Genomic DNA, 26173 nt, shown 5'->3' with positions numbered 1-26173 from the left:
GTGATGATTACGAATTATTACGACAGTTCCCATTATCGGGGATCGACGGGGAGCAGGGGTAGGCTCGGTCAAAATTTTTCGGGACAGGCCCCCACATACTAAACTAAGGGGCAACTTTCCATCGCGCATCCCGCCCACCCATGACGAAAAAGGTCTTTATCACTGGCGCTAGTGGCTGCATTGGCCATTACCTTGCTGAAACGTTTATTTACCACACCGATTACGAGCTTTATCTGTTGGTGCGATCGCCCGAAAAATTACGCTTCAACACCGAAGCCCGGGGCGGCATTCATGTGGTGCAGGGGGATTTATTAGATATTGAGCAGCAGGCAGACCTCCTGAAAACGATCAACGTGGCGATCTTGGCGGCCACAGCCTGGGGTGGTGCCCAAGAATCCTTTGAAACCAACGTGGTAAAGACGGCCCAGCTTATTGATCTGCTCGATCCAGAAATTTGCGAACAGGTGATTTATTTTTCCACGGCGAGTATTCTGGGGCGCAACAATGAAGTGCTCACGGAGGCCCGGGACTTTGGCACCGACTACATCCGCACGAAATACGAGTGTTACCAAAAACTGGGCACGTTGAAATTAGCGCCGAAAATTTCCGTGGTTTTCCCCACCCTGGTGGCGGGGGGCGGTGAAAATAAACCCTTTTCCCACCTGTCGGGGGGCCTGCGGGATCACATTAAATGGCTATCCATCGCCAAGTTTCTCAGTGCTGACGGCAGTTTTCACTTTATCCATGGTGAAGATATTGCGCGGGTGGTACGCCATCTGGCAGAAAATCCACCAACCATCCGCTTTGATCTGCCCCCCGGAGAATTAGACCCCGATCGCCAATTTGTACTGGGCAATGAACCGTTAACTGCCGACGCGGCGATCGCCGAATTGTGTGAGTACATGGGCCAAAAAATTTACTTTAAAATTCCTCTGTCCCTGTGGTTGGCGAATTTCATTATTAAAGTTTTTCGGATTCAGTTGGCGGCCTGGGATCGCTTTTGCATCGACTACCGCCATTTCACCTACGGCAAAACCTACAATCCTCGCAGCTTCGGTTTAGAATCTGCCTGTCCGAGGTTAACCGATGTCCTCACCAGGGCTGGCATTCCTCCCCGACGTCGTCCTTAATCGAGGAAGAAATTTTCCGGGATAATCTGCATCTTTGGTAAATTGGCGATCGCCCCGTAGAGTTGCTCGGCCATCACCTCATTTGCAGCAGCATTAATGTGGATCGGGTCGATAAAAGTCGGTGTGGGGAACTGATTATCGAGGCGATAAAAATCAATAAACTCCAGATTATTCGGAAAGTCCTGGGCCAGTTGTTGCAGTGTTTCAGCAAACTGGGGGTAATAGGTGGTCATTTTTTCCGTGTAGTTATCCCCAAGCTGCTGGCGAATCGCTGCTTCCGCCGGATCAAGTTGAGCTTCAGGGCGTCCAGTGATTTCTGGTTGGAGGGCCACCAACAACGGAATTTGAGCCGCACCACACAGCCCTACCATCTGCGCCAGATTGTCCTGGTAGCGCCCTAGGCGTTCCTGAAATTCTGCATCGGAGTTAGGGAGTTGTTGCGCCAAGCCCGTTGTGTTGCGTTCACGAATGCTAAACACTTCGCCCCCCTGGTTTGCTTTGCGGGGGGAAGTCAAGGCAAAAACGGCCCGCATTAAAGCACTTTGTTCGGCCTTGTTTCGGAAGGATTCCTTGAGGTATTGGTGGAAGTAGGCATCGGGATTTTTGGCAAATTCTGCTAATTTCGGAATCTCCGTCGCCGCTTGGTCACTGGGGAGGAGGAGATCTTCATAGCCGTTGAGAAGAACAATCAAATCCGGCTGGTAGGGCAAAATCTTCAGGGCAAGCTGGGCCAACTCATTGCCAGAGCTATAGCCAGGTACGGCCACATTCACCACACGGTAGTTTCCCTCTCGAATTTTGGCGGGCAGTTGGGCCAGACGATTGCGGGTTGGCGGAAAGAAAGGAAAAACGTCCGGGCGATAGGTGCCGGGGGATTGTCGTTGGTCTTGGACACGGTTTTGGAGACGTTGTTCGAGGAAAGCGGCGATCGTCTCTTGGTTCGTCTGGGCACCCCGACCAAAGGCGGTGGAATTGCCAAGGATAAACACACGAATTTCATCTTGGGGTTTGGCAACGGGTAACGGTTCCTCGTCCCGGAAACCTTGTTCATTGAGGCTAAAAAATTCACTCTCTTGGCTGCCGACCAGTTCGTAGCCCGTGGCAATGGCTTTCTGGGCGAGAAGTTCGCCGCGATTGTCTAACCCTTGGTAGACGTTTTGATCGTCATCGACAAATTTTAGGCTGTAGGCGATCGCCTCCTGGGAGAGCTGATCATCCTGCCCTTCAAAATAGCCAGACCCAAGCCGAGCCACCACTTCGAGGCCGAGCAGTACCACCGGTACAGCCACCAGGATCGTCCAGGGAGAAACGGATTTTTTCTTTTTTCTTCGACCGAGGGACGAGTAACGACGGCGACCGCGACTAAACATGTACGCTTTCCTTTTACGAGAGAATTTCCAACTATTTTCAAGGGAGATGGCCCATTTGTCATGGGGAATTTGTGCTTTTCCGGGGAGGAATTTGGGGTACACTGCAAAATTGCGATCGCCCCTTAGCTGAAAAAAATTGAGATGGCCTATAAATTATTATTCGTTTGCCTCGGTAACATCTGCCGTTCCCCCTCCGCCGAAAATATTATGCGGCATCTCCTGGAACAAGAAGGTTTAAGCCATAAAATTCTCTGCGACTCGGCCGGGACTTCTAGCTATCACATAGGAGCCGCCCCAGACCGACGGATGCAGGCAGCGGCCCAAAAGCGCGATATTCGTCTGGTGGGTAGCGCCCGGCAATTTTCCCGCGCTGATTTTGAAGCATTTGACCTGATCCTGGCAATGGATCGCGCTAATTATCGTGACATTTTGTCCCTAGACCGGGCGGATATCTATGGCGAAAAAGTTAAAATGATGTGTGACTACGCCACGAATTTTCCCGATAGCGAAGTGCCAGATCCCTACTACGGCGGCCAATCGGGTTTTGACTATGTGATTGATTTGCTCCTCGATGCCTGCCAAGGACTCCTCACAGAAATTAAACAGGAAATGTGATGGTGTAGGCAGTTTATTTCCTCGGTCACACCATGTTTATTCGCAATGCAACGGCGATCGCCTTATTGGGCCTCTTTTGGTTCCAGGGGGCAGCTAGTCACAGTCATCCAGTTCCCCAGGGGCCAACCCTAATTCTCCTGGCCCAGGCAACGACCTTTGAAGTGGGTGATAAAGTTGACATCGAGCGGCAAGGGAGTTGGCGGCCCGGTGAAATCCTTGCTATCCAAAGTGCTCCCGAAGCAGCCGTGCGTTATCAAGTGCGGTATTTGGACGTGGGATTCGTGGAGGACAATGTCAGCCCAGAAAGATTACGGCCAACCGTCGCTACTCAACCTGTAGCGGGCCGCTTACCCCAAATCAATAGCGTCAGTGAACCCATTTATGTCGAACGGGATGGCGTTTGGGTCGAAGCCAGTATTCGTACTTACAGCTATAGCTCCCGCACGGGAAATCGCTTTACGGTGCAATATCGCGACAATGGCCGCCTTGAAACAGATGTTGTGGCCCAACGGGTGCGCTCGGTGGCAGAGGCAAAAGCCGCCGGGATTGAAGTGAGTGAATTTGATCTCTCCACCCAGGCTGGCATTGAACAGATGTTAGCGGCCCATAATGAGTGGCGATCGCCCCACAATTTACCGGATCTCGTTTGGTCAGAAACCCTCGCCAACCATGCCCAAACTTGGGCCGAACGTTTAGCCGCCCAGGAAAGGGTAGAACACAATACCAGCGATGACTACGGTGAAAATATCGCAAAGTCTAATAATTTAGTGCTCTCGCCGACGGCGGTGATCAATCTCTGGGGCAACGAAATCCAGGACTATGACTATGGCAGCAACCGCTGTCGGGCAGGAAAGGTCTGTGGCCACTATACCCAAATCGTGTGGCGTGATACAGAGAAAGTCGGCTGTGGCATGGTGCGTAAGGATAATGGTTGGGAAGTTTGGGTCTGTAACTATGATCCCCCCGGTAATTACCGGGGTCAGCGACCCTACTAAGCCCTGGGGATTAGACAATATTTTTTCAGGTCAAAAACAGCAAGCACCGCACTGTCCGCAAAGCATCAGCATCAAGCCATAACTTTTAAAAAATACAGCACCCGTGCCCGCACACAGGATTAGGCAAATTGTTTCTGGCGCATCTGGCGAATTTTAATCCCCTGTTGAGCCGATTCCATAAACTGCGACACCCGCAATGGATCAATGGGTTCACTGAGCTTGCCGTGACGTTTGAGGGAACTGGCGACAATGGCCCCGTCTGCCACCTGGAGGAGGTTGCCGATATTCTCCCAGGTTGCACCACTACCAATCAAAATCGGCGTATCCCCTGCATTGGCACGGGCATCTTTCAAGTCGTCCATTTTCGGCACTTGACCCGTCGCCCAACCAGAGAGAATTACCGCATCGGCTAAACCCCGCTCTACGGTGTCGTGGATGGCGGCGGTGAGATTGGGCGTACTGATGGGGTGGGCGTGTTTTACTAAGACATCTGCCAAGATTGCTACGTCTGCATCGAGTTCGCGGCGGTATTTCAGTAGTTCGTAGGCATTGCCTTCAATTAAGCCTTGATCGGTGGCCATTACCCCGGTGAGTACATTCACACGAATAAACTGGGCGCCAGTACAGGCGGCGATCGCCATCGCACTTTTAGCATCATTGCGGAGGACATTAAGCCCCAGGGGGACAGTCACCAACCCCGCAAGACGATCCATGATCAGGGTCATGGCACTAATCGTGGCAGGATCAACCCGGTCTTTTGTGAAGGGGGCATCAAAGAAGTTTTCGATAATAATGCCGTCAATCCCCCCCGCAGCGAGGGCCGTTGCTTCCTGTTCCGCGCGGTCCATCACCTGACGAAAGTCACCTCCCCAACGGGCAGAGGTGGGCAAAGGCAACAGGTGAACAACGCCAAGGATGGGATTTTCGGTCTGGAAAAGATGTTTGAGATCCACTGATTTTCTTTACGTTCGTTTGTACAGGGTCACTCCCACAGGAGCGATGCCTCGTCACCTTTGCAGGCTTGGGATAGGGCGTAAATTAGTATATCAGGGGCAGGCCTCCCCAAAATTTTGTTTCCCCGAAGAAAAGGCGATCACCTCCATAATTCACCACAGGAATCGAACCAGCCCATGTCACAATAGGGGGATTGCGACCCACAGTGCAAAAGACAGAAGAAACAGAATCAACCTATGGATATCAAAGACGGTTTTGTTGGTGCAGTTGGCAACACCCCCCTCATTCGCCTAAACAGTTTTAGTGAAGCAACGGGCTGTGAAATTTTAGGCAAAGTAGAATTTCTCAATCCCGGTGGTTCCGTCAAAGACCGGGCCGCCCTCTACATCATCAAAGACGCCGAAGAACGGGGCCTGCTCAAACCTGGTGGCACCGTTGTTGAAGGCACTGCTGGCAACACAGGCATTGGTCTGGTTCATATCTGCAATGCCAAGGGTTACAAATGCATCATTGTGATCCCCGAAACTCAATCCCAGGAAAAAATCGATTTGCTCCGCACTCTGGGGGCCGAAGTGATTACGGTTCCGGCGGTGCCCTATGCCGACCCCAACAATTACGTGAAATATTCCCAACGGCTCGCCGCAGAGACAGAAAATGCGATCTGGGCCAATCAGTTTGATAATCTGGCCAACCGCCGCGCCCACTACGAAACCACTGGCCCGGAAATTTGGGCCCAAACCGACGGCAAAATTGATGCTTGGACGGCTGCTACGGGCACTGGGGGCACCTATGCTGGCACTGCCCTCTACCTCAAGGAAAAAAATCCTAACATCAAATGTGTCGTGGCCGATCCCATGGGCAGTGTGCTCTACAGCTATGTGAAAACGGGCAAACTCGACCGGGAAGGCGGCTCAATTACAGAAGGCATTGGTCAAGGACGCATTACCGCCAATATGGAAGGGGTGCCCATGGACGACGCCATTCGGGTGGATGACCAGGAAGCGGTGCGGGTCGTGTATCAGCTTCTAAAAAAAGACGGCCTGTTTATGGGAGGCTCCGTAGGAATTAATGTCGGTGCGGCCTATGCCCTCGCGAAGGAAATGGGACCGGGTCATACGATTGTGACGGTGTTGTGTGACAGTGGCGCCCGTTATCAATCTCGCCTCTTTAACCCAGAATGGCTTGCCAGTAAGGGCTTGTCAGTGCCAGATTAGCGATAAATTTTGAAGGCGATCGCCTACCTTGAATTATGGAAACCCAAACTTTAGATATTGTGATGGGCGTCTTGGCATTTTTGATCGTCGCCAGTGGTCTATTTATGCTGATCAAAGGCACCACAGCGATGAACGATAAAGAGTAAACCTATTACATTACTCAAACTCTGACTACATTAATTTCGGTCTATTCCTTTTGATCTGCGGGTAAGGCGGCGACGATCGCATCCAGCACGCGAGCCACAGGAATAATATCAAGATCCAAGTCGTCTGGTAACTTTTGGCCTTTGGGCACAATGGCACGGGTAAAGCCTAATTTCATTGCTTCCTTCAGGCGAGTTTCCAGGTGGGAAACAGGCCGAATTTGTCCCCCCAAGCCCACTTCCCCGATTAGCACAGTCTGGGGCGAAACAAGGCGATCGCGGAAACTGGCGACCAAAGCAATGGCCATCCCCAGATCAACGGCGGGTTCCGAAACTGTCAGACCGCCCGCCGAAGCCACATAGGCATCGAGCTTTGAGAGGGGAATGCCGACCCGCTTTTCGAGCACCGCCAAAATTTGCTGGAGACGGGAATAATCAACGCCCGTGGTGGAACGCCGAGGGGAAGAATAACTGGTGGGACTAACTAGGGCTTGCAATTCTACTAAAAGGGGCCGGGTGCCTTCGCAGGCGACAACGGTGGCAGTGCCGGGGGTGGCCTCTTCGCGGTTACCGAGAAAAAGTTCTGATGGGTTAAGCACTTCCTCTAAACCCTGTTCACCCATTTCAAAAATGCCGACTTCATGGGTGGCCCCAAAGCGATTTTTCACCGACCGCAATAACCGATGGGAGGCATATCTATCTCCCTCGAAATACAGCACCGTATCAACGAGGTGTTCCAAAACCCGTGGCCCGGCGATCGCCCCTTCCTTGGTGACATGACCAACGATAAACAGCGTAATGTTTTCCCGCTTCGCCACTTGCATCAAAGCCGAGGTACATTCCCGCACCTGGGACACCGAACCGGGGGCCGAACCCAAGGCGGAATAGTACAAGGTCTGAATACTATCAATCACTGCCACCTGGGGCTGGAGAGTTTCTAGTTCGGCCAAAATCGTTTCGAGGCCCGTTTCCGTTAGTACATATAAATTTTCTTCTGGGGGGTGGGCTGCATCCCGGAGGCGATCGCCCCGGAGTTTGATTTGCTGGCCCGATTCCTCCGCCGACACATACAAAATTCTTGGTAAACTTGTGCTGAGTTGATAGGCTACCTGGAGTAACAAAGTTGATTTCCCAATGCCCGGATCGCCCCCAATCAGCACCAAAGAGCCTGGGACTAACCCTCCGCCAAGCACCCGGTCTAACTCCCCAAACCCAGACCCAAAGCGCATCCGTTGGCGGGTATCAATATCTGTAAATTTCACCGCAGTGCGAGAGACTGGGCTGGCGGCTTTTCTGGTTGTTTTCGGCTTATGGTGCCAGGTACGACTCACACCAGTACTGCTTTCCTTTTCGCGGATCTCTTCTTGCAGCGACCCATAGACCCCACAATCTGGGCATTTACCGAGCCATTGCCGCGCCTCTGCCCCACATTCACGACACACATAAACCGTTTTTGCCTTAGCCATGACTTGTCATCTCCCCATCACAATGAATTTCCCTCGGTGACAGCATCACCCCGAAAAACCGCACACTTTCCAAAATAAATCTTAAAAAACTTCTCATTTTCCCGAAAACCCGACCTCAGACTCCCATCAGATTTCAGGAAAGCGATATTCTTATATCTAGATAACCCTACTTAATAAACTTCAACAACACTTACCGAAAGTCAACAGGAGCGTGAAGGAACTTGGAAAATCATAAAGAAAGAATTCTTGTCGTTGACGACGAAGCCAGCATCCGCCGCATCCTCGAAACCCGCCTTTCCATGATTGGTTACGAGGTTGTGACCGCCGCTGATGGTGAAGAAGCCCTCGCCACATTTGATGAAGCAGACCCCGATCTTGTGGTTCTTGATGTGATGATGCCCAAGCTCGATGGCTATGGCGTTTGCCAAGAACTCCGCAAAGAATCCGATGTGCCGATTATTATGCTCACAGCCCTTGGGGATGTGGCGGACCGCATCACAGGTTTGGAGCTTGGGGCCGATGATTACGTCGTAAAACCATTCTCCCCCAAAGAACTAGAAGCGCGCATCCGTTCTGTCCTGCGGCGTGTTGAAAAAAATGGTGGTACGGGCATTCCTAGCTCTGGGGTTATCCATGTGGGTTCGATCCGCATTGATACCAATAAGCGCCAGGTCTACAAAGGCGATGAACGCATTCGACTCACGGGGATGGAGTTTAGCCTGTTGGAACTGCTAGTGAGCCGTTCTGGGGAACCCTTTTCTCGCTCAGAAATCCTCCAAGAAGTTTGGGGCTACACCCCAGAGCGCCATGTGGATACCCGCGTTGTGGATGTGCATATTTCCCGGCTGCGCGCCAAACTAGAAGATGATCCCAGCAATCCCGAACTTATTTTGACAGCCAGAGGTACAGGTTATCTGTTTCAGCGGATCCTCGAACCGGGTGATGAATAACCCCAAGAATTGTACGGATAAACTTTTAAGATCATGGTTGGGATGAATGTTTGACCGTGGTCTTAAATTTTGACTGGGGATGCTAGATCTGACGCAAGGTCTCTAAACGACGAACCGTCTTCTGTACCCACTAACTTTTTTGCTGCAAACTATCTCCTTTGCCATGACTCTTCGCCTCCCCCAACAGCGCTGGCACATTGCCGATCGCCAACCGGACATCACCCAATCATTGGTTGAAGCGATGGGCCTTAATCCGCTTGTGGCCCAGGTTTTAGTGAATCGCAATATTCGCACGCCAGAGCAGGCGAAGATCTACATCCAGCCGGAATCCCAGCGATTACCTGCACCCCTAGTAGAATTTGAGGATCTGGCCCTCAGTGTGGAACTTCTCCAGGAGGCGATCGCCGAAGAAACTCTCATTGCCATTTGTGGCGATTATGACGCCGATGGCATGACCAGTACCGCGTTGTTGTTACGGGCCTTGGGCCATGTGGGAGCCAAGGTAACCTACGCGATCCCCAGTCGCATGAAGGATGGCTACGGAATCAATGAGCGCATCGTCACCGAGCTCGCCGAGGAAGGGGTGGGCTTAATTCTCACGGTAGACAACGGCATTTCCGCCTACGAGCCGATCAATTTGGCACGGGATCTGGGCCTGGATGTGATTATCACTGATCACCATGACTTGCCGGATCAATTGCCGCCCGCCAATGCGATTTTGAATCCAAAGTTATTGCCGACCATGTCTCCTTATGCTGGTTTAGCCGGAGTGGGGGTGGCCTATGTTCTGGCGGTGTCCCTCGCCCAGGCTGTAGACAAGCTAGAAGGACTCACCAGTCAAATTTTAGAATTATTTACCCTGGGGACCATCGCCGATCTCGCTCCCTTGACCGGGGTGAATCGTCGCTGGTTAAAGCGCGGCCTCAAGCTTTTACCCCAGTCGGAGTTGGCAGGGGTGCAGGCCCTCATGCAAATTGCTGGGGTCGATGACCAAAAGAAACAACTCAAACCCGATGATATTGGCTTTCGCCTTGGCCCCCGCATTAACGCCGTTGGTCGCATTGATGATCCCCAAAAAGTAATTGAGCTACTAACCACCGACGAACCGGGTTTGGCCCTAGAGCGGGCGATGCAATGTGAGCAGATCAATAAGCAGCGCCAGGAAATGTGCACCCAGATCGAAGCAGAGGCGATCGCCCTAGTAGAAGAAACCCCCATCGATTACCAAGGACAGCGGGTGTTGGTGGTTTGCAAAGAAGAATGGCACCATGGCGTGATTGGCATTGTCGCTTCCCGGTTGGTCGAACGCTATGGCGTGCCCGTTTTTATCTGTACCGCTGAGGAAGATGGCAAAATTCGCGGTTCAGCCCGGGGCATCGAAGAATTTAATGTGTTTGAGGCGCTGAACTATTGCCAAGATCTCCTGGGTAAATTTGGGGGCCACAAAGCTGCCGGGGGATTTTCCCTCGCCAGAGATAACCTAGCTGCGTTTACCGAAAAGCTTAGTGAATTTGCCCACCAATTGCTCAAACCAGAGCACCTGAAACCCTTGGTGAAAATTGACGGAGCGGTAAATTTCACGGATTTAACCCCAGAGTTTTACCAACAGATTGATCAACTCCATCCCTGGGGCATCGGCAATCCAGAACCGATTTTCTGGACAAAAAATGTACAAGTTCTAGAGCAACGTACCATTGGCAAAAATCACCTAAAATTCAGCCTCGGCCAAACCATCGCCGGTCAAACATTCACCATTAAGGCGATCGCCTGGCAATGGGGAGACTATCTACCACTTCCCCCAACCCTGGACATTGCCTACAAACTCAAAGAAAACCGTTGGAATGGTGAGGTGAACCTAGAGCTAGAATTGGTCGGGGCGCGTCCCAGAGAAACCCCGCGTCCTGCGGTTCCAGACCGAGAAATGTCTCCCCAAGCTCAACCTCAGCACTCAGAAAAGACTTTTCTGTTTAATGACCGGACCTATTTCTGTACCCTCGCGGATCAGGGATTGACCCTCAGAATTCGCAATGATCAAGGTAAGTTATTGGCGATTAAAAAAGGCCAACGGCAGGGCAAACTCGGTGAGCAAACCGTTGATGTTACCCAACCCCCTTTTTTTCAGATGATCAAAACGGCGATCGCCACTCTCGAACAAGCCAACTAAATCAGCACAAAAAAGGACAACTCCCCCGTCGGTTTGTTGCCCCTGCACACAATTTGTTTTTGAGAAAAAATTACATATCGCCGCCACGAATGGCCAACAAAAAGATAACAACAGGCCCCGAAATGAGGATCAAAGAGACAAAAGTCAACTGAAAAATCACTTCAAAGTTGAGGCTACCAAAAAAACCTGTGATAAAATCCATATTTCTCCTATTCCTGAGTTAATGCAAAAAACAGGGTAAATTTTTTTTCCTAAAAATCAATGTCTATCATACCCCGTCAGGCCTGCCTTGCTTTGCTGAGAATAGGCAAAAATCAATGAAGTTTTGTAACGCCCCGGAGACGGATCCCGATGCCCACTTGGCAATGTATTGAAAATTGTGGTGCCTGCTGCCACCTCGAACCCGGCGATCGCCCCGACCTTGAGGACTACCTCACCCCCGCTCAACTGGAGCAATATCTTGCTATGGTTGGCCCCGACGGCTGGTGCATCAACTATGACCAAGCCCATCGCAAATGCAAGATCTACACCGAACGTCCCCGCTTTTGCCGTGTTCTCCCAGAAACGTTTACCGAAATGTTCGATGTGCCCACCGAAGAGTTACAACAATTTGCCATTGATTGCTGCCTCGAGCACATCGATAGCATCTATGGTGACGAAAGCCCAGAAATGGAGCGCTATGTTGCCAAAGTCGTCAACGTCGGACTGTAAACGGTTTTCCCGAAAAAGATTGTTGATCCCCATCCTTGGAGCAAGTTTCTAAAGGGCGAAACAAAAACTTGCCCAAAAAGAAAGAGTACCAGCCCAAGGACTCTGGTACCCATCGATACTTGCAATACCGTTTAGTTGTTGATGCCCACAACCTAAAACCAAGTTGCCAACTAACTAATCTAAATCTGATGATCCATCGTAGGGATCCCCATCAAAGGGTTGTACCCCTACCTCTGGCACAGGTTCTTCATTCGGTGAAAAAATCCGATTGATGCCCTGTAAAACATACTGAAAAAGCTTTTCTAACGTTTTCATGGTTGCTATGCCTCGTCACGTCTAATCACTCGAAATACAATGGTTAGAACCACGAAACAAACCGGGTTTGCCACTGCACTTTAAGCTTGTCTATCGCTGAGATTTGTCATTCAGCTCTATATGACTATTATTAGGGGTCAGTCCCCTTGGGGGATCGCTTAGTTGCGATTCTTGAAATTGCGTTAGGGTTCTGAAAGTCGAAAAAAGTAAATACTCCTGTATATGTAAAAAAAGACAAAGCCAAATCAATCAAAAGCCCTAATCGCTTAACAATTAGGGCCTAATTATAAATACAATCTTTAATTCACTAACAACTTCAAAAAATACTGTTAGTTTCCTAAAGCTCTTTTACTTCAGAAGAAATTTTTTCCACCATGTCTTTGGCACTACCAAACAGCATCATTGTTTTGTCTTTGAAGAACAGCTCATTTTGTACCCCAGAAAAGCCTGTACTCATACTCCGTTTAATCACAATGGTGGTTTTGGCTTTATCTACTTCCAAAATCGGCATTCCATAAATGGGGCTACCCTTGTCGTGGCGCGCCGCCGGATTAACCACATCGTTGGCACCAATCACTAGGGCCACATCCGTATTATCAAACTGGGGATTGATATCGTCCATGTCATAAAGCTGGGTGTAAGGGACATTGGCCTCCGCGAGGAGCACATTCATATGCCCCGGCATCCGACCAGCCACAGGGTGAATCGCGTATTTGACTTCTACGCCTTTTTTCTCCAGCATATCGGCCAACTCTTTGACGGAATGTTGCGCCTGGGCTACAGCCATCCCATAACCCGGAATAATGACAACACTGCGGGCATAGCCAAGCATCATGGCGCTTTCTTCAGGATCTACGCTTTTAATGGCGCCATCAATGGCCGCACCACTGTCTCCTTCTGGGGCACCGCCATCACTGCCAAAGCCCGCAAACAAGACGTTAGTAATGGAGCGGTTCATGGCTTTACACATGATCTGGGTGAGGATAATCCCCGATGCGCCCACCAAAGCCCCGGCAATAATGAGCATGTTGTTGCCCACCACGAACCCGGCGGCACTGGCAGCTAGACCAGAGTAGGAATTGAGAAGAGAGATCACCACGGGCATATCGCCGCCACCGATGGGGATCACAAAGAGAACGCCCAGCACAAGGGAGATCCCCACTAAGCCGAGAAAAATATTCGGATCAGGATTCACGAACAGATAGATACTGCCGCTGAGGAATCCTGCCAGAATGGCGAAATTAATGATCTGTTGGGCCGGGAAAATTACCGGACGACCGGGCATGATCCCTTGTAATTTGCCAAAGGCAATGAGGCTTCCTGTTAGGGTGACGCCGCCAATGAGTACCCCCAAAATAATCGTGAGGCTAGTGGTGATAGAGAGGGTTTCTCCGAGGGATAGGAGTCGCCAAAATTCGGCGATCGCCACCAGGGCCGAAGCAGCCCCCCCCAGACCATTAAAGAGGCCGACCAATTGGGGCATATCGGTCATTTCGACTTTTTTCGCCGTGATCACACCGATGATACTGCCGATGACGATCCCCCCAGCGATCAGACCATAGTTTAAAACCTGTTGATTGAGCAGGGTCGCCACCACTGCCAGTAACATGCCCACCGCGGCAATGGAGTTGCCTTGACGGGCTGTTGCAGGGGAACCCAATTTCTTTAAGCCCAGAATAAACAGACAGGCTGCCACGAGATAACTCAGTTCGATGCCATTGGTAAGTAAGCTATCCATCACTTAGGCCTCCTTCTTCTTAAACATTTGCAGCATCCGGTCTGTGACCAAAAAACCGCCGACAACATTGATCGTGGCGCAGACCACCGCGATGAGACCGAGGATTACTGTTAAATTCCAGTGTTCTTCGCCAGAAACCAAAAGGGCACCAATTAAGGCAATACCAGAGATGGCGTTGGCACCGGACATGAGCGGTGTGTGTAGCGTGGGTGGGACTTTATTAATTACTTCAAAGCCCACAAAGGAAGCCAATACAAATACGAATAGGCTACTGAGCAGTGTTGCTGTTGTCATGAACAGTCAAAACTCCTTTAGATAAGATGAATAAATTTAGGTTCAAAACTGAGAAAATGTCTGTTTCTTAGGCAGTGACAGCCATTTGTTGCAGGGCGTCTTTGACCCGTTGATTGCGAATTTCCCCTTGGTGGGTCACACAAACAGAATCCAGGATGTCGTCGGCAAAATCGAGATTAATTGCGCCTTCGGGAATGAGCAGTTGTAGCAATGTCGCCATATTCTTGGCAAACATTTGGCTCGCATGGACAGGCACCGTGGAAGGAAGATTAATGGGAGCAATGATCGTGGCCCCGTGGACTTGGACTTCGCGGCCTGCCTCACAGCCTTCACAGTTACCCCCTTGTTCGCCGGCAAGATCGATCAAAACCGATCCGGTTTGCATCCGGGCAATCATGTCATCGGTTACAAGCACGGGCGCACGGCGACCAGGAACTTGGGCGGTGGTGATCACCACATCGGCGGTGGCCACATGGTCTGAAATGAGGGCTTGGCTTTTCTTTTTCGAGTCTTCGGAAACTTCCTTGGCATACCCACCGGCCGTGGCAGTTTCTTCTTCTAGTTGCACTTCGACAAATTTAGCGCCGAGACTTTGGACTTCTTCTTTGACGGCGGGCCGGATGTCAAAGGCCTCAACCACTGCGCCGAGTCTTCTGGCGGTGGCGATCGCCTGGAGACCCGCTACCCCAGCCCCAATCACAAACACCTTAGCCGGACGAATGGTGCCAGCGGCTGTGGTTAACATTGGGAAAAACTTGGGTAGGGCAGCGGCGGCAAGTAAAACCGCTTTGTAACCAGCCACCCCAGCCTGGGAAGACAGCACATCCATACTTTGGGCGCGACTGGTGCGGGGGATCAACTCCATGCCCAAGGCGGTGATCTTTTTATCTGCTAATTTTTGAATAATCTCTGGTTGTCCCAGGGGATTCAGCAAACTCGCCACCATTGACCCTTCCGGCAGGAGGGCAACCTCTTCTTCTGTGGGTACAGCCACCTTGACGAGGAGATCAGCTTCTTTCCAGAGGGATTGGCGATCGCCAACGACTTTTGCCCCAGCTTCCTCGTAGGCAGCATCGGGAAGGAGAGATGCCTCACCAGCCCCGGCCTCCACATGGATTTCCCAGCCTTTTTTAACAAGACGAGAAACCTGATCCGGTGTCAGGGCTACCCGACGTTCTCCGGCAACGGTTTCCCGAGCAACAGCAATTTTCATAGAAACTCCTTAACGAAACAATAGCAACAGACTGAACGGTAGATGTAGAGCAATTCAGTGGCAAAACCTTGAGAACCCAGGGCCGTCGGCCATCCCCATAAGGCTGTTACGGCGTCTTTTCGCAGTGTAGTGCTATCTTTTCCTTGGCGGACACCCTCTGTAATGTGTCTTATCAGTTTTTGTAAATCTCTGTTGCGTTGGCACTTCTTCGTCAGGATTTCGTCAGGGGAGTTGCTGAAAACGCAAACTTTAGTCACAATCGGTTACAGACTTTGAAGGCGCCTGTGAATATGCAACTCTTCCGTTCTCCCCTTTCCCGTTTGGCGATCGCCACCACCCTGTTAAGCAGTAGCCTGACTTTCATGCCCCAAATGGCTGAAGCCCGCCAACCCTGTGGGTCTTTTACGATCAACTGGGGAGGAACGATTCCCCAAGGGGACATTCTCAAGTGTGCCGTTGAATATAATTCCGGTGCCCGTCGCCGCGATCGCTACTACTTAGAAATCAAAAAAGTAAAATTGTTGACCGCTTCCAAACCTTTGAACTGAGCTTCCCGGAAGACTTTGACGGTCGGGTCGATGACGCAAAAATTCGGGTCCGAGTCAATGGCCGAGAAGTTGCCCTCAACGAAGCCGCTACCGCCTGGGATCCCGATAGCTTACCCACCGATCCAGCCCAACAGAGCCAAACCATCCTCGGTAACATTGCCGCCAGTACAACCACACCGGATCGTGGGGGCGAATTAGTCCTGGTCAACGGCGAATTGGTGTTCCTCGATTCAGAAACCCTCGCCGCCCAACAGGCCAACCAAAGTAACAACACCAACAACAATAGTCCTGCTCCGGAACCAGAGGTTGTCGAAGAACCAGAAGATGAAGGCCCCCGTAGTCGTTCCCTAGTGATTACCCTCGCTGAACCCCTCAGTCCCGAAAGCGACGTCGAGATTATTCTCGATAGTGTCAACAATCCATCCCGTGGGGGCATGTACTTGATAACGGCCTTTGCCCGTAGCCAAGGGGCGCCTCTCCCCAGCCGTTTGGGCTCTTGGTTATTGGATGTGGATTTTTAGGGATTGCCAGTTTCCCGATTCCTTAGATGTTGACCGGTGCAAATGCGATCAATTTCGCCGGAGCCCTTGGTTAACTTGACGGACACGGTATAATTAGAGACTGTCATTTTCTGATTTTCCCGGCAAGGCGGCGATCGCCTCCGGAGAGAGCACCTATTTTCAAAGGAATATAAGGAGGACTTCCATGACTAAACGGACCCTAGGCGGCACCGTCCGCAAGCAAAAACGTACTTCTGGTTTTCGGGCTCGTATGCGCAGCCACACTGGCCAGAATGTTATCCGCGCCCGCAGAAAAAAAGGCCGTCATCGCCTTACTGTCTAATCCAGCGCGCAAACCATTATTTTGGTGAGGGGACTTGCCGTCTACCTCACTCTCATTTTCTTTGTGGGACTGCCAAAAGAACACCGTCTAAAACACTGGCGCGATTTTAAAACGATCTACAGTCAAGGGAAACGCTTCCGGGGAGATGCCCTAGCAATCATTCTCTTACCCCAGCCAGCGGCTCCAACCAAAATTGGCATCAGCATCAGCCGCAAAGTCAGTAAAAAAGCAGTGGTTCGGAATTTAATCAAACGCCGTATTCGCCACGCCTGTCGCACGCTACTGCCCCAGATTCAACCCGGTTGGCACATCGTCATTGCTGTGCGGTACAACGCCAGAGAATGCGAATATGAGCATTTTTTGCAAGAATTAAAAAGATTACTCATACAAGCCGAGGTATTCCATGGGCATTAAAGAAGACGTGATTTATGAGGGCGGCCCCCACATTGGGGATCTGATCCTCAATATCTTGCTGGGGTTCACGGTGATCTGTCTGCCGCTGACCGTCGGGGCGATTGTCCGAGCATTGTGGCTCCGCTATCGCATTACCAGTCGGCGTATCTCGATTACTGGGGGCTGGCAGGGGCGCGATCGCACCGATATTATTTACAGCGAAGTTAGAAAAATCGTCAAGATTCCCCGGGGATTTGGCCTTTGGGGCGATCTAGTTGTGACCCTCCAGGATGGTAGTCGCCTAGAGTTGCGCTCCATGCCCAACTTTCGTGAAATCTACAGTCACATTGCCGAAAAGGCAGCCGACCGCACCGGGGTTCCCCTAGAGGCGATCGCCGCCTAAGCGCCAATAAAAAATATTTATCGATTATTTTCTGGGTGAAATCCCAGTGGTTAGTCGGGAGAAACGCGACCCCTAATCCCATTTCTCCCATCGCTTTTTTAAAAGAAACCATTAAAAATAAGAACTAAACCCGATAAACTAACCCTTAAACAACTCATAGCTAGACGAACTTCAGACGCATGGATTTTGGGATCGGATTTTTATCAAACAACGTGATGTTGCCAATCCTAGATTTTTTCTATGGCATTGTGCCGAGCTACGGCTTTGCAATCATCGCCCTGACCCTTGTGATTCGATTTGCCGTTTATCCCCTAAGCGCCAAATCGATCCGCAGCATGAGACGCACAAAGATTACCCAGCCCCTAATGCAAAAACGGGTCAAGGAAATCCAAGAGCGCTACAAAAATGACCCGGCAAAGCAACAAGCTGCGATGTCAGAGGTCTACAAAGAATTTGGGAATCCCCTCGCCGGTTGTTTACCGATTCTGTTGCAGATGCCCATCCTCTTTGCCCTCTTTGCTACCCTGCGGGGATCGCCATTTGCCAACATCAACTACACCGCTAATCTGCAAATTCTCCCCAGCGAGAAAATGGAGCAGGTACAGCCCCAGGCGGTCGATGTTAAAACCCAAAATGTTTATTTTGATAGCGGCATCCATTACCCGATCACATTGTCTTTACCCGCTGGGAATAAAGTCGGTGTCGGGGAAACTACCCAATTTGTTCTCCAGAGTGACTCCGGGAAGGACTTTGCGGCCCTGGCTGCCGAATATCCAGACAGTAACATCAAGCCCAGCTTTGAAGTTACCAAAGGTCAAGAACGGGTAGAGATTCAACCCGATGGTTCCCTCGTGGCCCTTGCGCCGGGGGATGTCAGTATCCAGGTAACTGTGCCGGGGATCGCCGCTGACAAAGGATTTCTCTTCATTGAAGCCCTAGGCCGCATTGGCGTAAATGGTGACGATGGTATCCACTGGGATATTCTCGGTATGGTGCTGTTCTTTGGGGTGAGCCTTTACATTAACCAGACTATTTCTGGGGGCGCTCCCAGCAGCAATAACAACAGCGGCGGCGATCAACAGCAGCAGGCCCAACAAACGGTGAACAAAATTACGCCGTTGATTTTCTCAGGGATGTTCTTGTTTTTCCCGTTACCGGCTGGGGTGTTGATGTACATGACGATCGCCAACGCGTTCCAAACGGTACAGACGTTCATCCTCACGAAGGAACCTTTACCGGAAAATCTCCAGAAACTGGTGGATGAACAGGAGAAGTCGGAGAAAGGGCGCGACAAGCTTCCCTTTGAGCGCAAAGGTAGCAAGAAAAAAGAGAAAACTTCAGGTTAAGAGCAGATGAACGAGACCAAAATCCAACGGGGTGAAACCTGGCTGGCGACACTGCTTGAGTTGATGGCGCTTCCGGCTCCGGTCACTGCGGCAGTGAAACAAGGCCTTGATGGGGAAGATTCTCTCTGGTTGACCATTGATCACCAAGTACTATCTGAGGCCCAGCGGGAAAAATTAATTGGCGATCGCGGTCACTTAATCGATGCGATGCAATATTTAGCCAACATCACCCTGAACCATGATCTGCCGAAGGAGGAGCAATATCCCCTCACGGTGGATCTAGGGGGCTACCGCGAAAACCGCCTCAATGAACTCAAGGCGATCGCCACTGAAATTGCCCTCCGGGTACAAGCCACGGGGGAGGCAGAAGCAATTGACGATTTATCCTCGGCGGAACGGCGGCAAATGCACGGCTTTTTTAAGGAATTTCCGCTCCTAAAAACCGAAAGCCAAGGTCAAGAACCCCACCGCCAACTCATTGTGCAATTGGCTCAATAACGGGGCTTCACCCTGAATATTTCCCAAGAGGCGGGCTTTGTCCCGTCTTTTTTGTGGGAGTTTTACGGTAGGATGGGGCTGATAAATGCCGCGTCATCGGAGGTTTGAGGTGATGGATCGGATTTTTATTCCCCGACTATTAAAGGCCCCCCAGCAACAGGAGCAATTTGCTTTTGCGGAAACCCTTGCGGATTTGGAGACCTTGACCCCGGTGCGCGGTGAAATGGCGATCGCCCACCGTCAAACTTACCTCGAAGTCACGGCCCAGGCCGAAACGATTGTGACCCTCACTTGCGATCGCTGCCTCCAGCATTACAATACCCGCCTCACCATAGACCGCACCGAACTGATTTGGCTCCAGAGTAACCTTGGCGAAGATCTCCCCGCAGAACAGGAAGTCAGCCTGGAAGATTTGGATGAATCTTTAGATCCCCATGGCTACTTTGAACCAGAAATTTGGCTCTATGAACAATTTTGTTTAGAAATGCCCCTGCGGAAAGTCTGCGATCCCCAACGTTGTCCTGGGGCAGAAACGAACCCAGACGATGCGACGCCCCAAATCGATGCCCGTTGGGCCAAGCTGGCTGACCTCAAACAACAGCTCTCTTCCTAGCAAAAGAGGCAGTCGCACAAGGATGATGACCCTTGGTTTTGGGGAAATTTCCCCCTAAGCTTAAACATTAATTGAGTTGCCCTGTGCTGAAAGCGCTTTACCTATGACCTTCCGCGAAGAATTTAGCCTCCTTCTCCGTGCCTGTTATCCGCTGCTGTATATCCCCACCCTCGAAGAAGAGCGGGTTGAAGGGGCGATCGCCCAATGTGCCGCGAACCTAGGACAGCGGACGGTCTACACCTGGGATTTCGTCGATGGCTACCAGGACAACCCCAATAACACCGGCTTTGGTAAACGGAATCCACTCCAAGCCCTCGAATTTATCGAAAAACTCCCCCCCAATATCGGTGGCATTTTTATCCTGCGAGATTTTCAGCGATTCCTCGAAGACATTGCGATCGCCCGGAAATTGCGTAACCTTGCCCGTCGTCTCAAGGCAGAACCGAAAAATATTGTGATTGTGGCCCCAGAGATAAAAATTCCGGCGGATCTGGCGGAGGTACTCACCATCGTGAAATTTCCCCTGCCCACCGCGAATGAAATCCGCACCGAAATTGAACGCCTTCTCCAGGGCGTCGGCCAAACCCCCGAAGCCCAACTCCTGAATGAATTAGTCCGGGCCGCCCAGGGACTTTCCCTAGAACGGATTCGCCGTGTGCTGACCCTGAGCCTGGCAAACCATGGCCAAATCCAAGCAGAAGACGTAGAACTTATCCTCGCTGAAAAGCGCCAGTCTATTCGTCAGACTCAAATTTTGGACTTCTATCCGGCCACGGAGCAAATTTCTGACATTGGCGGCCTCGACCGATTAAAAGAATGGCTCCTGCGTCGGGGGGGAGCTTTCAGTGAAAAAGCACGGGAATATGGTCTGCCCCACCCACGGGGACTGTTGCTCGTCGGCATTCAAGGCACAGGTAAATCCCTCACCGCTAAGGCGATCGCCCACCATTGGCATTTACCCCTGCTGCGCCTTGATGTAGGACGTCTCTTTGCGGGCTTAGTGGGTGAATCCGAATCCCGCACCCGGCAGATGATCCAGCTCGCAGAAGCCCTTGCCCCTTGCATCCTCTGGATTGATGAAATTGATAAGGCTTTTGCTGGGGCTGATGGGGGAGGCGATGGGGGGACAACCAGCCGTGTCTTTGGCACTTTCATCACCTGGTTGGCGGAAAAACAAAGCCCCGTTTTTGTGGTCGCTACGGCTAACAAAATCCATACTTTGCCCCCTGAAATGCTGCGGAAGGGTCGTTTTGATGAAATCTTTTTTGTAGGTTTACCCAGCCAGGCCGAACGGGAAGCAATTTTCAATGTCCATCTTTCCCGCCTGCGGCCCCATAACCTCAAAAACTACGATGTAAAGCGTTTGGCCTACGAAACGCCTGATTTTTCTGGGGCTGAAATTGAACAAACCTTGATCGAGGCCATGCACCTGGGCTTTAGCCAAAATCGAGACTTCACCACTGACGACATTTTAGAAGCCGCGAGCCAAATCATTCCCCTGGCGCGCACCGCGAAAGAGCAAATCGAGTTTTTGCAACATTGGGCGACCTCTGGAAAGGCCCGCCTCGCCTCGCGACAACAAAATTTTTTGAACCCCTAAGACCCAGGGAGCGGTCAACTATAATGCTTTCTATGGGCCGTTCCTTTGATGTTGTTGGTGTCCCGGTCAGAGAGCAGATTTTATGAATATTTCTAATCTTTTTCAATTTATTCTTGGTTTTATCCTTGGGGTATTTTTGTTGGCGGTAGGCAGTGTTGGGGCCGCTTATTATTTCTTTAACCGCATGGCCGCTGCCCCGCCTAAACCGGTGTTTTCTGAGACCGTTGCTGATCCCCCAGAAACCACCCCGACATCACCTCAATCCCAGGAGACTGAGCCTGAACCCACTGCCACCGCTGCCAATAATGATCCAGAGGCAACCGAGGCCGAAGCAGAGGAAGAGGAAGCCCCAGAACCAGAGGTGGCTGAAACATCGACGGATAGCTATAAAGCGACGGTTACTTGGTCGAGTGGCTTAAGTTTACGGGCAGAACCTTCCCAGGACTCCGCTCGCTTGGGGGGTGTTGACTATAACGCCGAGGTAACGGTGCTCGGCATGAGTGACGATCAAGTGTGGCAGCAAATTCGCCTAGCGAACGGTACAGAAGCTTGGGTAAAAGCGGGCAATCTCCAAAAGGTTAATTAATTAGGCAAACAGGATATCTGACAAGCCTCCCTTAGTCGCCAGTTTAGGAGAAACGGCCTTTAAGGTAGATAGGGCGATCGCCGGACAAATTAGTCAAAAAGTAAAAAAGAATCCGGATGCCTTCGTTGTCTTAGTCAAGAATCATATCGTTTGATTGATATTAGATGGCAAGTGTTATTACGATTAATGAGTATAGAGTTTTTAACAAAATTTCCTGAGTGTGATGCTGTTTCAGTTCCAAAAAACACTCAATAAAGTTGTATCCAAGCTCCTTAATTTAAAGGTGGAGTACCCTTGGTTATTGTTAACTTTGATCGTCGTTAGCTACCTGGGTAATTACTTTAAATTAAGCTTATTTTTTGGTATTGACTTTTTATTTGGTTCTATTGCAGTTTGGATAATTTTATTTTTCTATGGGCCTTTTTGGGCGATTATCGCTGGGGCGATCGCCAGTCTGCATACATTTTTTATCTGGCACCATCCCTATGCCGTGGTGATTTTTGTCAGTGAAGTGCTTTTTGTGAGCTTTTTTTGGCAAAAAAAACGCCGCAATATCAATATTCCTTTCTATGACGCGATTTACTGGTTGACGATTGGTAGCATTCTAATTTTTAGCATTTATTTTTTAGTTTTAAAAATGGATGTCCAAGCCGTAACAACAGTTGCCCTAAAGCAATTTGTGAATGGAATTTTTAATGCTGAAATTGCTAGTTTAATTGTTAACTATCTACCTTTTTTACAGCGGGTAATTCCCCAACGCTACCGACGTGACAATTCACTCCAAAAGATTGCCTTTGATGTCCTCCTGGCCTTTGTGGTGTTTCCCATTTTGACGTTGATGATTTTAAATGCTCAAGAAAGATTTGAAGCGATCAAACAGGAAATTCATGATGTTTTAGTTACGTCTAGTCAATCCCTAACAACAGAATTAAAACTTTGGGAAGCCTCTTATCTAGAAGCAAGCCGATATGCCATTAATAGTATTGCCAAGGATGGTTTGCCAGTAGAGAGACTTGACAATGTTCTCAGAGGTCTCCAAAGAGTTTATCCGGAATTAGCTTATATCGAAGTGTTTGATGCGGCGAATAATTCAGTGCTTGCCCTTAATGATCGTTCTGATTTTGTGTTCCAGGAAGTGAATGGAGAAATAACCCAGTCGATTCAAACTTATCGCCAAAGTAGCCAGTTTTTACAAAACGGCATTGTTGCGACAATTCACAAAGACCAAGAACATTTACATATCGATTACCTCTTGCAAATTCCGGGTGATTTGGGTTCATTTTATCTTGATGTTGATGTTGATTTTTTAGCGGATTTTTTGCAACGAAAACTACAAGCGGTACGACAATATCCGCTCCGGGCGATCGCCACAACCCAAGCAAACGATTTAGTGATTGCAGATTCTGCCAAACAGATCGCTGCGGGGGAGCCCTGGGTTTGGTACGACGAACGGGACAACCAACCCTTACTTAGTGAAACGTCTATTTCCTTACCGGAGACTGTCATTGGTAAATCGGCGATCGCCCGCTGGCAAGAAGCCTTTGGAGTTATTGTTCAACCCCTAGAAGGAACGCGATTTCCGGCTCAGTTATGGCTGACCATGGGACTGGCGGAGGACATGGATGCCTTAGAACGTTACTACATTCGCAGTCTGGCGATCGTCCTGATTTTGCTGTTGTTGGCAGTGGTGACGGCGGAAAAAATGAGTCGTTGGCTGACAGCACCGCTGAATCAACTGAGTGCGATGACCGCCGATATTCAAGAGGAGCTGCAGCAGCAGGAACCGATTCTTCCTCTCAAGAGCTATATCAGTGAATTTAATCGTCTGAGCCAAAACTTTGAGGTGATGCTCAATACCCTACGACAACAATTCCAGGCGATTCAGGCGACAACCCTCAACCTCGAAGAACAGGTAGAAACAAGAACCAAAGCCCTCTCAGAAGAAGTACGACAGCGAGAACTGATTGAACAGCAATTACGGCAGAGTGAAGAACGCTACGAGTTGGCGATCGCCGCTACCAATGACGGTATCTGGGATTGGGATCTCCGTTCAGATCAGGTTTATCGCTCCCGGTCTTGGTTTCGTCTTTTGGGCTACAAAGAATCCAACCTACGGCCTCAGATTACAGGTCGCCAAATGTGGGCCGATCTCGTTCATCCCGATGATCTAGCTCAAGCCCAGGCCGCCATGACAAACCATCTCCAGGGACTGACCGCAAGTTATCAAAACGTCCATCGTCTACGCCATTGTGATGGCCAATACCGATGGATTTTGAGTAAAGCGAAGTGCCTCAAAGATGAACAGGACAACCCTTACCGCATCGTCGGCACAATCACCGACATTACAGACAAAGTAGAGGCCGAAATCCAACTGAAGCTTGCCAAGGAAGACGCAGAACAAGCCAACCGTGCCAAAAGCGAGTTTCTGGCGACCATGAGCCACGAGATCCGGACGCCGATGAATGCTGTGATTGGGATGGCGGAACTTCTCAGGGATACAAACCTCACGGCCCAACAACAGGAATTTATCGACATTATTCGTAATAGTGGCAGTAACCTCCTCGCGATCATTAACGATATTCTGGATTTTTCGAAAATTGAATCGGGAAAATTTGAGTTAGAGTTGCAGCCCTTTAACCTGCAAACCTGTTTAGAAAACTGTTTAGATTTGATGTCGACCCGGGCGATCGCCAAGCCCATTTACCTGAGCTATATCCTTGATCCCGATGTGCCCCACTACTTAATGGGAGACGTGACGCGCTTTCAACAGATTATGCTCAATCTCTTGGGCAATGCCGTCAAATTTACCAATCGCGGTGATGTTTCCCTCTGGGTACAAAAAGTCCCCACAGCGACGGGTGCCGGGGATCAAGTCTGCCTGCGATTTGCGATCCTAGATACAGGCATCGGCATTCCGGCGCAGCAGATGACCCGATTGTTCCAACCCTTTAGCCAGGGGGATGCTTCCACTTCGCGCCGCTATGGTGGGACGGGGTTGGGTCTCGTGATTAGCAAACGACTGGTGGAGTTGATGGGGGGGCAACTTTGGGTCGAAAGTGGTGGAATCATGGCTGGTCAATTTCCCCAGGAAATGTCCCCCGATCCGCCGAAAATCTTCCAATCCGTGGCGCGGCAAACGGTATTTTATGCGCAAATTCCCTTTACCATTGCCCCGATTTCCGCAAAAGAAATCACCCTCCATGAACTCCCGCCCCAACTCCAGGAGAAAAACTTCCTGATCCTGCATCCAAGTCCTTTATTTGCCCGAAGTATCTCCCATTTATTGACAGCAACTGGAGCAGCGGTTTCCCATACAACCATGGCCTCCGGTGCTTTGGATATCTTGCATCAACGTCCCATTGATCTATTGATGATGGAGATGAAAACGGATCTTGTTTCCGCAGATTTTTTTCGACAAATTAAGCAATCTAGTCAAAATCCTGACCTGGCAATTGTGGCGATCGCCCCGCCCCTAAGTACTGCCGAATCGACTCATTATCCAGCCATTTCCCAGCAGCTCCAATTACGTCAGCCCATCAAGCAAGAGGCCCTTTACCATTGCTTGTCCCTGGCGATCGCCGAGGCCCTACCCACAACGGCCATGGAGCCTGCCTCTCCCTTTGATGCAACCTTGGGGCAAGCCTACCCCCTCAAAATTCTGTTGGCGGAAGATAATATTGTGAACCAAAAAGTTGCCCTCAATATTTTGGCCCGCCTCGGCTATGGTGTAGAGGTGGCGACCAATGGCCTCGAAGTCTTGAGCCGTTTACAAAGCGATAACTATGATGTCATTTTGATGGATGTACAAATGCCTGCGATGGATGGCCTCGAAGCCACCAGACAAATTCGCCAGCGTGATGCCCGGTCGCCCCAGTCCCAGGGGAAGCGTCCCTGGATTATTGCTATGACCGCCAATGCGATGCAGGGCGATCGCCAAGTTTGTCTAGATGCGGGGATGGACGATTACCTGAGTAAACCGATTCAAGTAAAAAAGCTCCTCCATGCCCTAAAGGTCGCCTACCATTACCACCAGTCCCTCTCCACTACCCAGTCTTCTTCTGATTAAAGTCT

The 26173-nt window shown here is 50.4% G+C and carries 25 protein-coding genes and 1 pseudogene; 18 read left to right on the top strand and 8 right to left on the bottom strand.

Going from position 1 to position 26173, the window contains the following annotated elements; all coding sequences use genetic code 11:
• Nucleotides 1-140 precede the first annotated feature (140 nt).
• Nucleotides 141-1130 (top strand): NAD-dependent epimerase/dehydratase family protein, encoded by a 990-nt coding sequence (locus AACR41_RS06855; protein ID WP_030007263.1) that lies wholly within the window; start codon nt 141-143, stop codon nt 1128-1130.
• Here AACR41_RS06855 and AACR41_RS06850 read toward each other — a convergent pair.
• On the bottom strand, nt 1127-2500 hold the full coding sequence (locus tag AACR41_RS06850; protein WP_030007262.1) for an SGNH/GDSL hydrolase family protein: 1374 nt from the start codon (nt 2498-2500) through the stop codon (nt 1127-1129). The two genes, AACR41_RS06855 and AACR41_RS06850, sit on opposite strands and share 4 nt — an antisense overlap.
• A gap of 141 nt (nt 2501-2641) precedes the next feature.
• Between AACR41_RS06850 and AACR41_RS06845 the strand changes: the two genes are divergently transcribed.
• Together AACR41_RS06845 and AACR41_RS06840 are read left to right on the top strand one after the other, a co-directional pair.
• Nucleotides 2642-3115 (top strand): low molecular weight protein-tyrosine-phosphatase, encoded by a 474-nt coding sequence (locus AACR41_RS06845; RefSeq protein ID WP_030007261.1) that lies wholly within the window; start codon nt 2642-2644, stop codon nt 3113-3115.
• A 32-nt stretch (nt 3116-3147) separates the two neighbouring features.
• The gene (locus AACR41_RS06840; protein ID WP_084150015.1) at nt 3148-4110 is read left to right on the top strand and encodes a CAP domain-containing protein; all 963 of its coding nucleotides are present in this window, start codon (nt 3148-3150) and stop codon (nt 4108-4110) included.
• Nucleotides 4111-4229: 119 nt separating this feature from the next.
• On the opposite strand, the gene btpA is transcribed toward AACR41_RS06840, so the two are convergent.
• Nucleotides 4230-5063, bottom strand: coding sequence for a photosystem I biogenesis protein BtpA (gene btpA / locus AACR41_RS06835; RefSeq protein WP_012306602.1), 834 nt, complete (start codon nt 5061-5063; stop codon nt 4230-4232).
• A gap of 237 nt (nt 5064-5300) precedes the next feature.
• Here btpA and AACR41_RS06830 point away from each other — a divergent pair, with 237 nt between their 5' ends.
• On the top strand, nt 5301-6278 hold the full coding sequence (locus tag AACR41_RS06830) for a cysteine synthase A (RefSeq protein ID WP_030007259.1): 978 nt from the start codon (nt 5301-5303) through the stop codon (nt 6276-6278).
• A gap of 193 nt (nt 6279-6471) precedes the next feature.
• On the opposite strand, the pseudogene radA reads toward AACR41_RS06830, so the two are convergent.
• Nucleotides 6472-7887 (bottom strand): annotated as a pseudogene (gene radA, locus AACR41_RS06825) (DNA repair protein RadA); the annotation flags it as partial.
• Between the two features lie 221 nt (nt 7888-8108).
• On the opposite strand from radA, the gene rpaB reads away from it, so the two are divergent.
• Nucleotides 8109-8837, top strand: a complete 729-nt coding sequence (gene rpaB, locus AACR41_RS06820) for a response regulator transcription factor RpaB (protein ID WP_012306606.1) — start codon at nt 8109-8111, stop codon at nt 8835-8837.
• A gap of 163 nt (nt 8838-9000) precedes the next feature.
• Nucleotides 9001-11001 carry a single-stranded-DNA-specific exonuclease RecJ gene (gene recJ / locus AACR41_RS06815; protein WP_030007257.1) on the top strand — a complete coding sequence of 667 codons (2001 nt, stop codon included), beginning with the start codon at nt 9001-9003 and terminating at the stop codon, nt 10999-11001.
• A 70-nt stretch (nt 11002-11071) separates the two neighbouring features.
• Here recJ and psb30 read toward each other — a convergent pair whose 3' ends face one another.
• Complete coding sequence (psb30, locus tag AACR41_RS06810; protein WP_012306608.1) at nt 11072-11203, bottom strand: photosystem II reaction center protein Ycf12/Psb30; 132 nt, start codon at nt 11201-11203, stop codon at nt 11072-11074.
• A gap of 149 nt (nt 11204-11352) precedes the next feature.
• On the opposite strand from psb30, the gene AACR41_RS06805 reads away from it, so the two are divergent.
• The gene (locus AACR41_RS06805; protein ID WP_012306609.1) at nt 11353-11712 is read left to right on the top strand and encodes a YkgJ family cysteine cluster protein; all 360 of its coding nucleotides are present in this window, start codon (nt 11353-11355) and stop codon (nt 11710-11712) included.
• A 174-nt stretch (nt 11713-11886) separates the two neighbouring features.
• Here AACR41_RS06805 and AACR41_RS06800 read toward each other — a convergent pair whose 3' ends face one another.
• The 4 genes from AACR41_RS06800 to AACR41_RS06785 form a co-directional block, all read right to left on the bottom strand.
• Nucleotides 11887-12027: a hypothetical protein gene (locus AACR41_RS06800; protein ID WP_168191139.1), complete on the bottom strand. Its 141-nt coding sequence runs from the start codon at nt 12025-12027 to the stop codon at nt 11887-11889.
• 337 nt (nt 12028-12364) lie between these two features.
• A complete protein-coding gene (locus AACR41_RS06795) occupies nt 12365-13765 on the bottom strand; it encodes an NAD(P)(+) transhydrogenase (Re/Si-specific) subunit beta (RefSeq protein ID WP_030007256.1) in 1401 nt (466 codons plus the stop codon).
• 3 nt (nt 13766-13768) lie between these two features.
• Nucleotides 13769-14059, bottom strand: coding sequence for an NAD(P) transhydrogenase subunit alpha (locus AACR41_RS06790; protein WP_012306612.1), 291 nt, complete (start codon nt 14057-14059; stop codon nt 13769-13771).
• A 67-nt stretch (nt 14060-14126) separates the two neighbouring features.
• The gene (locus AACR41_RS06785; protein WP_030007255.1) at nt 14127-15272 is read right to left on the bottom strand and encodes a Re/Si-specific NAD(P)(+) transhydrogenase subunit alpha; all 1146 of its coding nucleotides are present in this window, start codon (nt 15270-15272) and stop codon (nt 14127-14129) included.
• A gap of 284 nt (nt 15273-15556) precedes the next feature.
• On the opposite strand from AACR41_RS06785, the gene AACR41_RS06780 reads away from it, so the two are divergent.
• The 11 genes from AACR41_RS06780 (at nt 15557) to AACR41_RS06730 (ending at nt 26168) form a co-directional block, all read left to right on the top strand.
• Complete coding sequence (locus tag AACR41_RS06780; protein ID WP_223209927.1) at nt 15557-15820, top strand: hypothetical protein; 264 nt, start codon at nt 15557-15559, stop codon at nt 15818-15820.
• 218 nt (nt 15821-16038) lie between these two features.
• Nucleotides 16039-16341 carry a DUF2808 domain-containing protein gene (locus tag AACR41_RS06775; protein WP_223209926.1) on the top strand — a complete coding sequence of 101 codons (303 nt, stop codon included), beginning with the start codon at nt 16039-16041 and terminating at the stop codon, nt 16339-16341.
• Nucleotides 16342-16525: 184 nt separating this feature from the next.
• Nucleotides 16526-16663 (top strand): 50S ribosomal protein L34, encoded by a 138-nt coding sequence (gene rpmH / locus AACR41_RS06770; protein ID WP_012306615.1) that lies wholly within the window; start codon nt 16526-16528, stop codon nt 16661-16663.
• A gap of 63 nt (nt 16664-16726) precedes the next feature.
• A complete protein-coding gene (gene rnpA / locus AACR41_RS06765) occupies nt 16727-17077 on the top strand; it encodes a ribonuclease P protein component (RefSeq protein WP_012306616.1) in 351 nt (116 codons plus the stop codon).
• The gene (locus AACR41_RS06760; protein WP_030007254.1) at nt 17067-17459 is read left to right on the top strand and encodes a PH domain-containing protein; all 393 of its coding nucleotides are present in this window, start codon (nt 17067-17069) and stop codon (nt 17457-17459) included. Before rnpA ends, AACR41_RS06760 begins: the two co-directional genes overlap by 11 nt.
• Before the next feature lie 179 nt (nt 17460-17638).
• Nucleotides 17639-18805, top strand: coding sequence for a membrane protein insertase YidC (gene yidC / locus AACR41_RS06755; protein WP_012306618.1), 1167 nt, complete (start codon nt 17639-17641; stop codon nt 18803-18805).
• Between the two features lie 6 nt (nt 18806-18811).
• A complete protein-coding gene (locus tag AACR41_RS06750; protein WP_030007253.1) occupies nt 18812-19303 on the top strand; it encodes a Jag family protein in 492 nt (163 codons plus the stop codon).
• 112 nt (nt 19304-19415) lie between these two features.
• Nucleotides 19416-19916 carry a YceD family protein gene (locus AACR41_RS06745; protein WP_030007252.1) on the top strand — a complete coding sequence of 167 codons (501 nt, stop codon included), beginning with the start codon at nt 19416-19418 and terminating at the stop codon, nt 19914-19916.
• A gap of 103 nt (nt 19917-20019) precedes the next feature.
• Entirely contained in the window at nt 20020-21516 is a 1497-nt protein-coding gene (locus AACR41_RS06740; RefSeq protein WP_030007251.1) for an AAA family ATPase, read from the top strand.
• Nucleotides 21517-21598: 82 nt separating this feature from the next.
• Complete coding sequence (locus tag AACR41_RS06735) at nt 21599-22102, top strand: SH3 domain-containing protein (RefSeq protein ID WP_030007250.1); 504 nt, start codon at nt 21599-21601, stop codon at nt 22100-22102.
• Between the two features lie 223 nt (nt 22103-22325).
• Nucleotides 22326-26168: a response regulator gene (locus AACR41_RS06730; RefSeq protein WP_052349670.1), complete on the top strand. Its 3843-nt coding sequence runs from the start codon at nt 22326-22328 to the stop codon at nt 26166-26168.
• The last annotated feature ends 5 nt before the right edge of the window (nt 26169-26173 follow it).

Origin of the sequence: Picosynechococcus sp. NKBG042902, from assembly GCF_963864045.1 — a bacterium.
In the GTDB taxonomy this organism is placed as follows: Bacteria; Cyanobacteriota; Cyanobacteriia; order Cyanobacteriales; family MRBY01; genus MRBY01.
Note: the sequence above shows the minus strand (reverse complement) of the source record. Positions and strands in the feature narration are given on the sequence as shown.

Excerpts from the sequence above, each read along its gene's own strand:
- AACR41_RS06850 (WP_030007262.1), bottom strand. The coding sequence starts at position 2,500 with ATGTTTAGTCGCGGTCGCCGTCGTTACTCGTCCCTCGGTCGAAGAAAA.
- AACR41_RS06830 (WP_030007259.1), top strand. The coding sequence starts at position 5,301 with ATGGATATCAAAGACGGTTTTGTTGGTGCAGTTGGCAACACCCCCCTC.
- recJ (WP_030007257.1), top strand. The coding sequence starts at position 9,001 with ATGACTCTTCGCCTCCCCCAACAGCGCTGGCACATTGCCGATCGCCAA.
- AACR41_RS06745 (WP_030007252.1), top strand. The coding sequence starts at position 19,416 with ATGGATCGGATTTTTATTCCCCGACTATTAAAGGCCCCCCAGCAACAG.
- AACR41_RS06740 (WP_030007251.1), top strand. The coding sequence starts at position 20,020 with ATGACCTTCCGCGAAGAATTTAGCCTCCTTCTCCGTGCCTGTTATCCG.
- AACR41_RS06805 (WP_012306609.1), top strand. The coding sequence starts at position 11,353 with ATGCCCACTTGGCAATGTATTGAAAATTGTGGTGCCTGCTGCCACCTC.
- rpmH (WP_012306615.1), top strand. The coding sequence starts at position 16,526 with ATGACTAAACGGACCCTAGGCGGCACCGTCCGCAAGCAAAAACGTACT.
- AACR41_RS06730 (WP_052349670.1), top strand. The coding sequence starts at position 22,326 with ATGCTGTTTCAGTTCCAAAAAACACTCAATAAAGTTGTATCCAAGCTC.
- AACR41_RS06735 (WP_030007250.1), top strand. The coding sequence starts at position 21,599 with ATGAATATTTCTAATCTTTTTCAATTTATTCTTGGTTTTATCCTTGGG.
- yidC (WP_012306618.1), top strand. The coding sequence starts at position 17,639 with ATGGATTTTGGGATCGGATTTTTATCAAACAACGTGATGTTGCCAATC.
- AACR41_RS06750 (WP_030007253.1), top strand. The coding sequence starts at position 18,812 with ATGAACGAGACCAAAATCCAACGGGGTGAAACCTGGCTGGCGACACTG.
- AACR41_RS06795 (WP_030007256.1), bottom strand. The coding sequence starts at position 13,765 with ATGGATAGCTTACTTACCAATGGCATCGAACTGAGTTATCTCGTGGCA.
- AACR41_RS06785 (WP_030007255.1), bottom strand. The coding sequence starts at position 15,272 with ATGAAAATTGCTGTTGCTCGGGAAACCGTTGCCGGAGAACGTCGGGTA.
- AACR41_RS06840 (WP_084150015.1), top strand. The coding sequence starts at position 3,148 with ATGTTTATTCGCAATGCAACGGCGATCGCCTTATTGGGCCTCTTTTGG.
- AACR41_RS06800 (WP_168191139.1), bottom strand. The coding sequence starts at position 12,027 with ATGAAAACGTTAGAAAAGCTTTTTCAGTATGTTTTACAGGGCATCAAT.
- AACR41_RS06790 (WP_012306612.1), bottom strand. The coding sequence starts at position 14,059 with ATGACAACAGCAACACTGCTCAGTAGCCTATTCGTATTTGTATTGGCT.
- AACR41_RS06855 (WP_030007263.1), top strand. The coding sequence starts at position 141 with ATGACGAAAAAGGTCTTTATCACTGGCGCTAGTGGCTGCATTGGCCAT.
- AACR41_RS06760 (WP_030007254.1), top strand. The coding sequence starts at position 17,067 with ATGGGCATTAAAGAAGACGTGATTTATGAGGGCGGCCCCCACATTGGG.
- AACR41_RS06845 (WP_030007261.1), top strand. The coding sequence starts at position 2,642 with ATGGCCTATAAATTATTATTCGTTTGCCTCGGTAACATCTGCCGTTCC.
- psb30 (WP_012306608.1), bottom strand. The coding sequence starts at position 11,203 with ATGGATTTTATCACAGGTTTTTTTGGTAGCCTCAACTTTGAAGTGATT.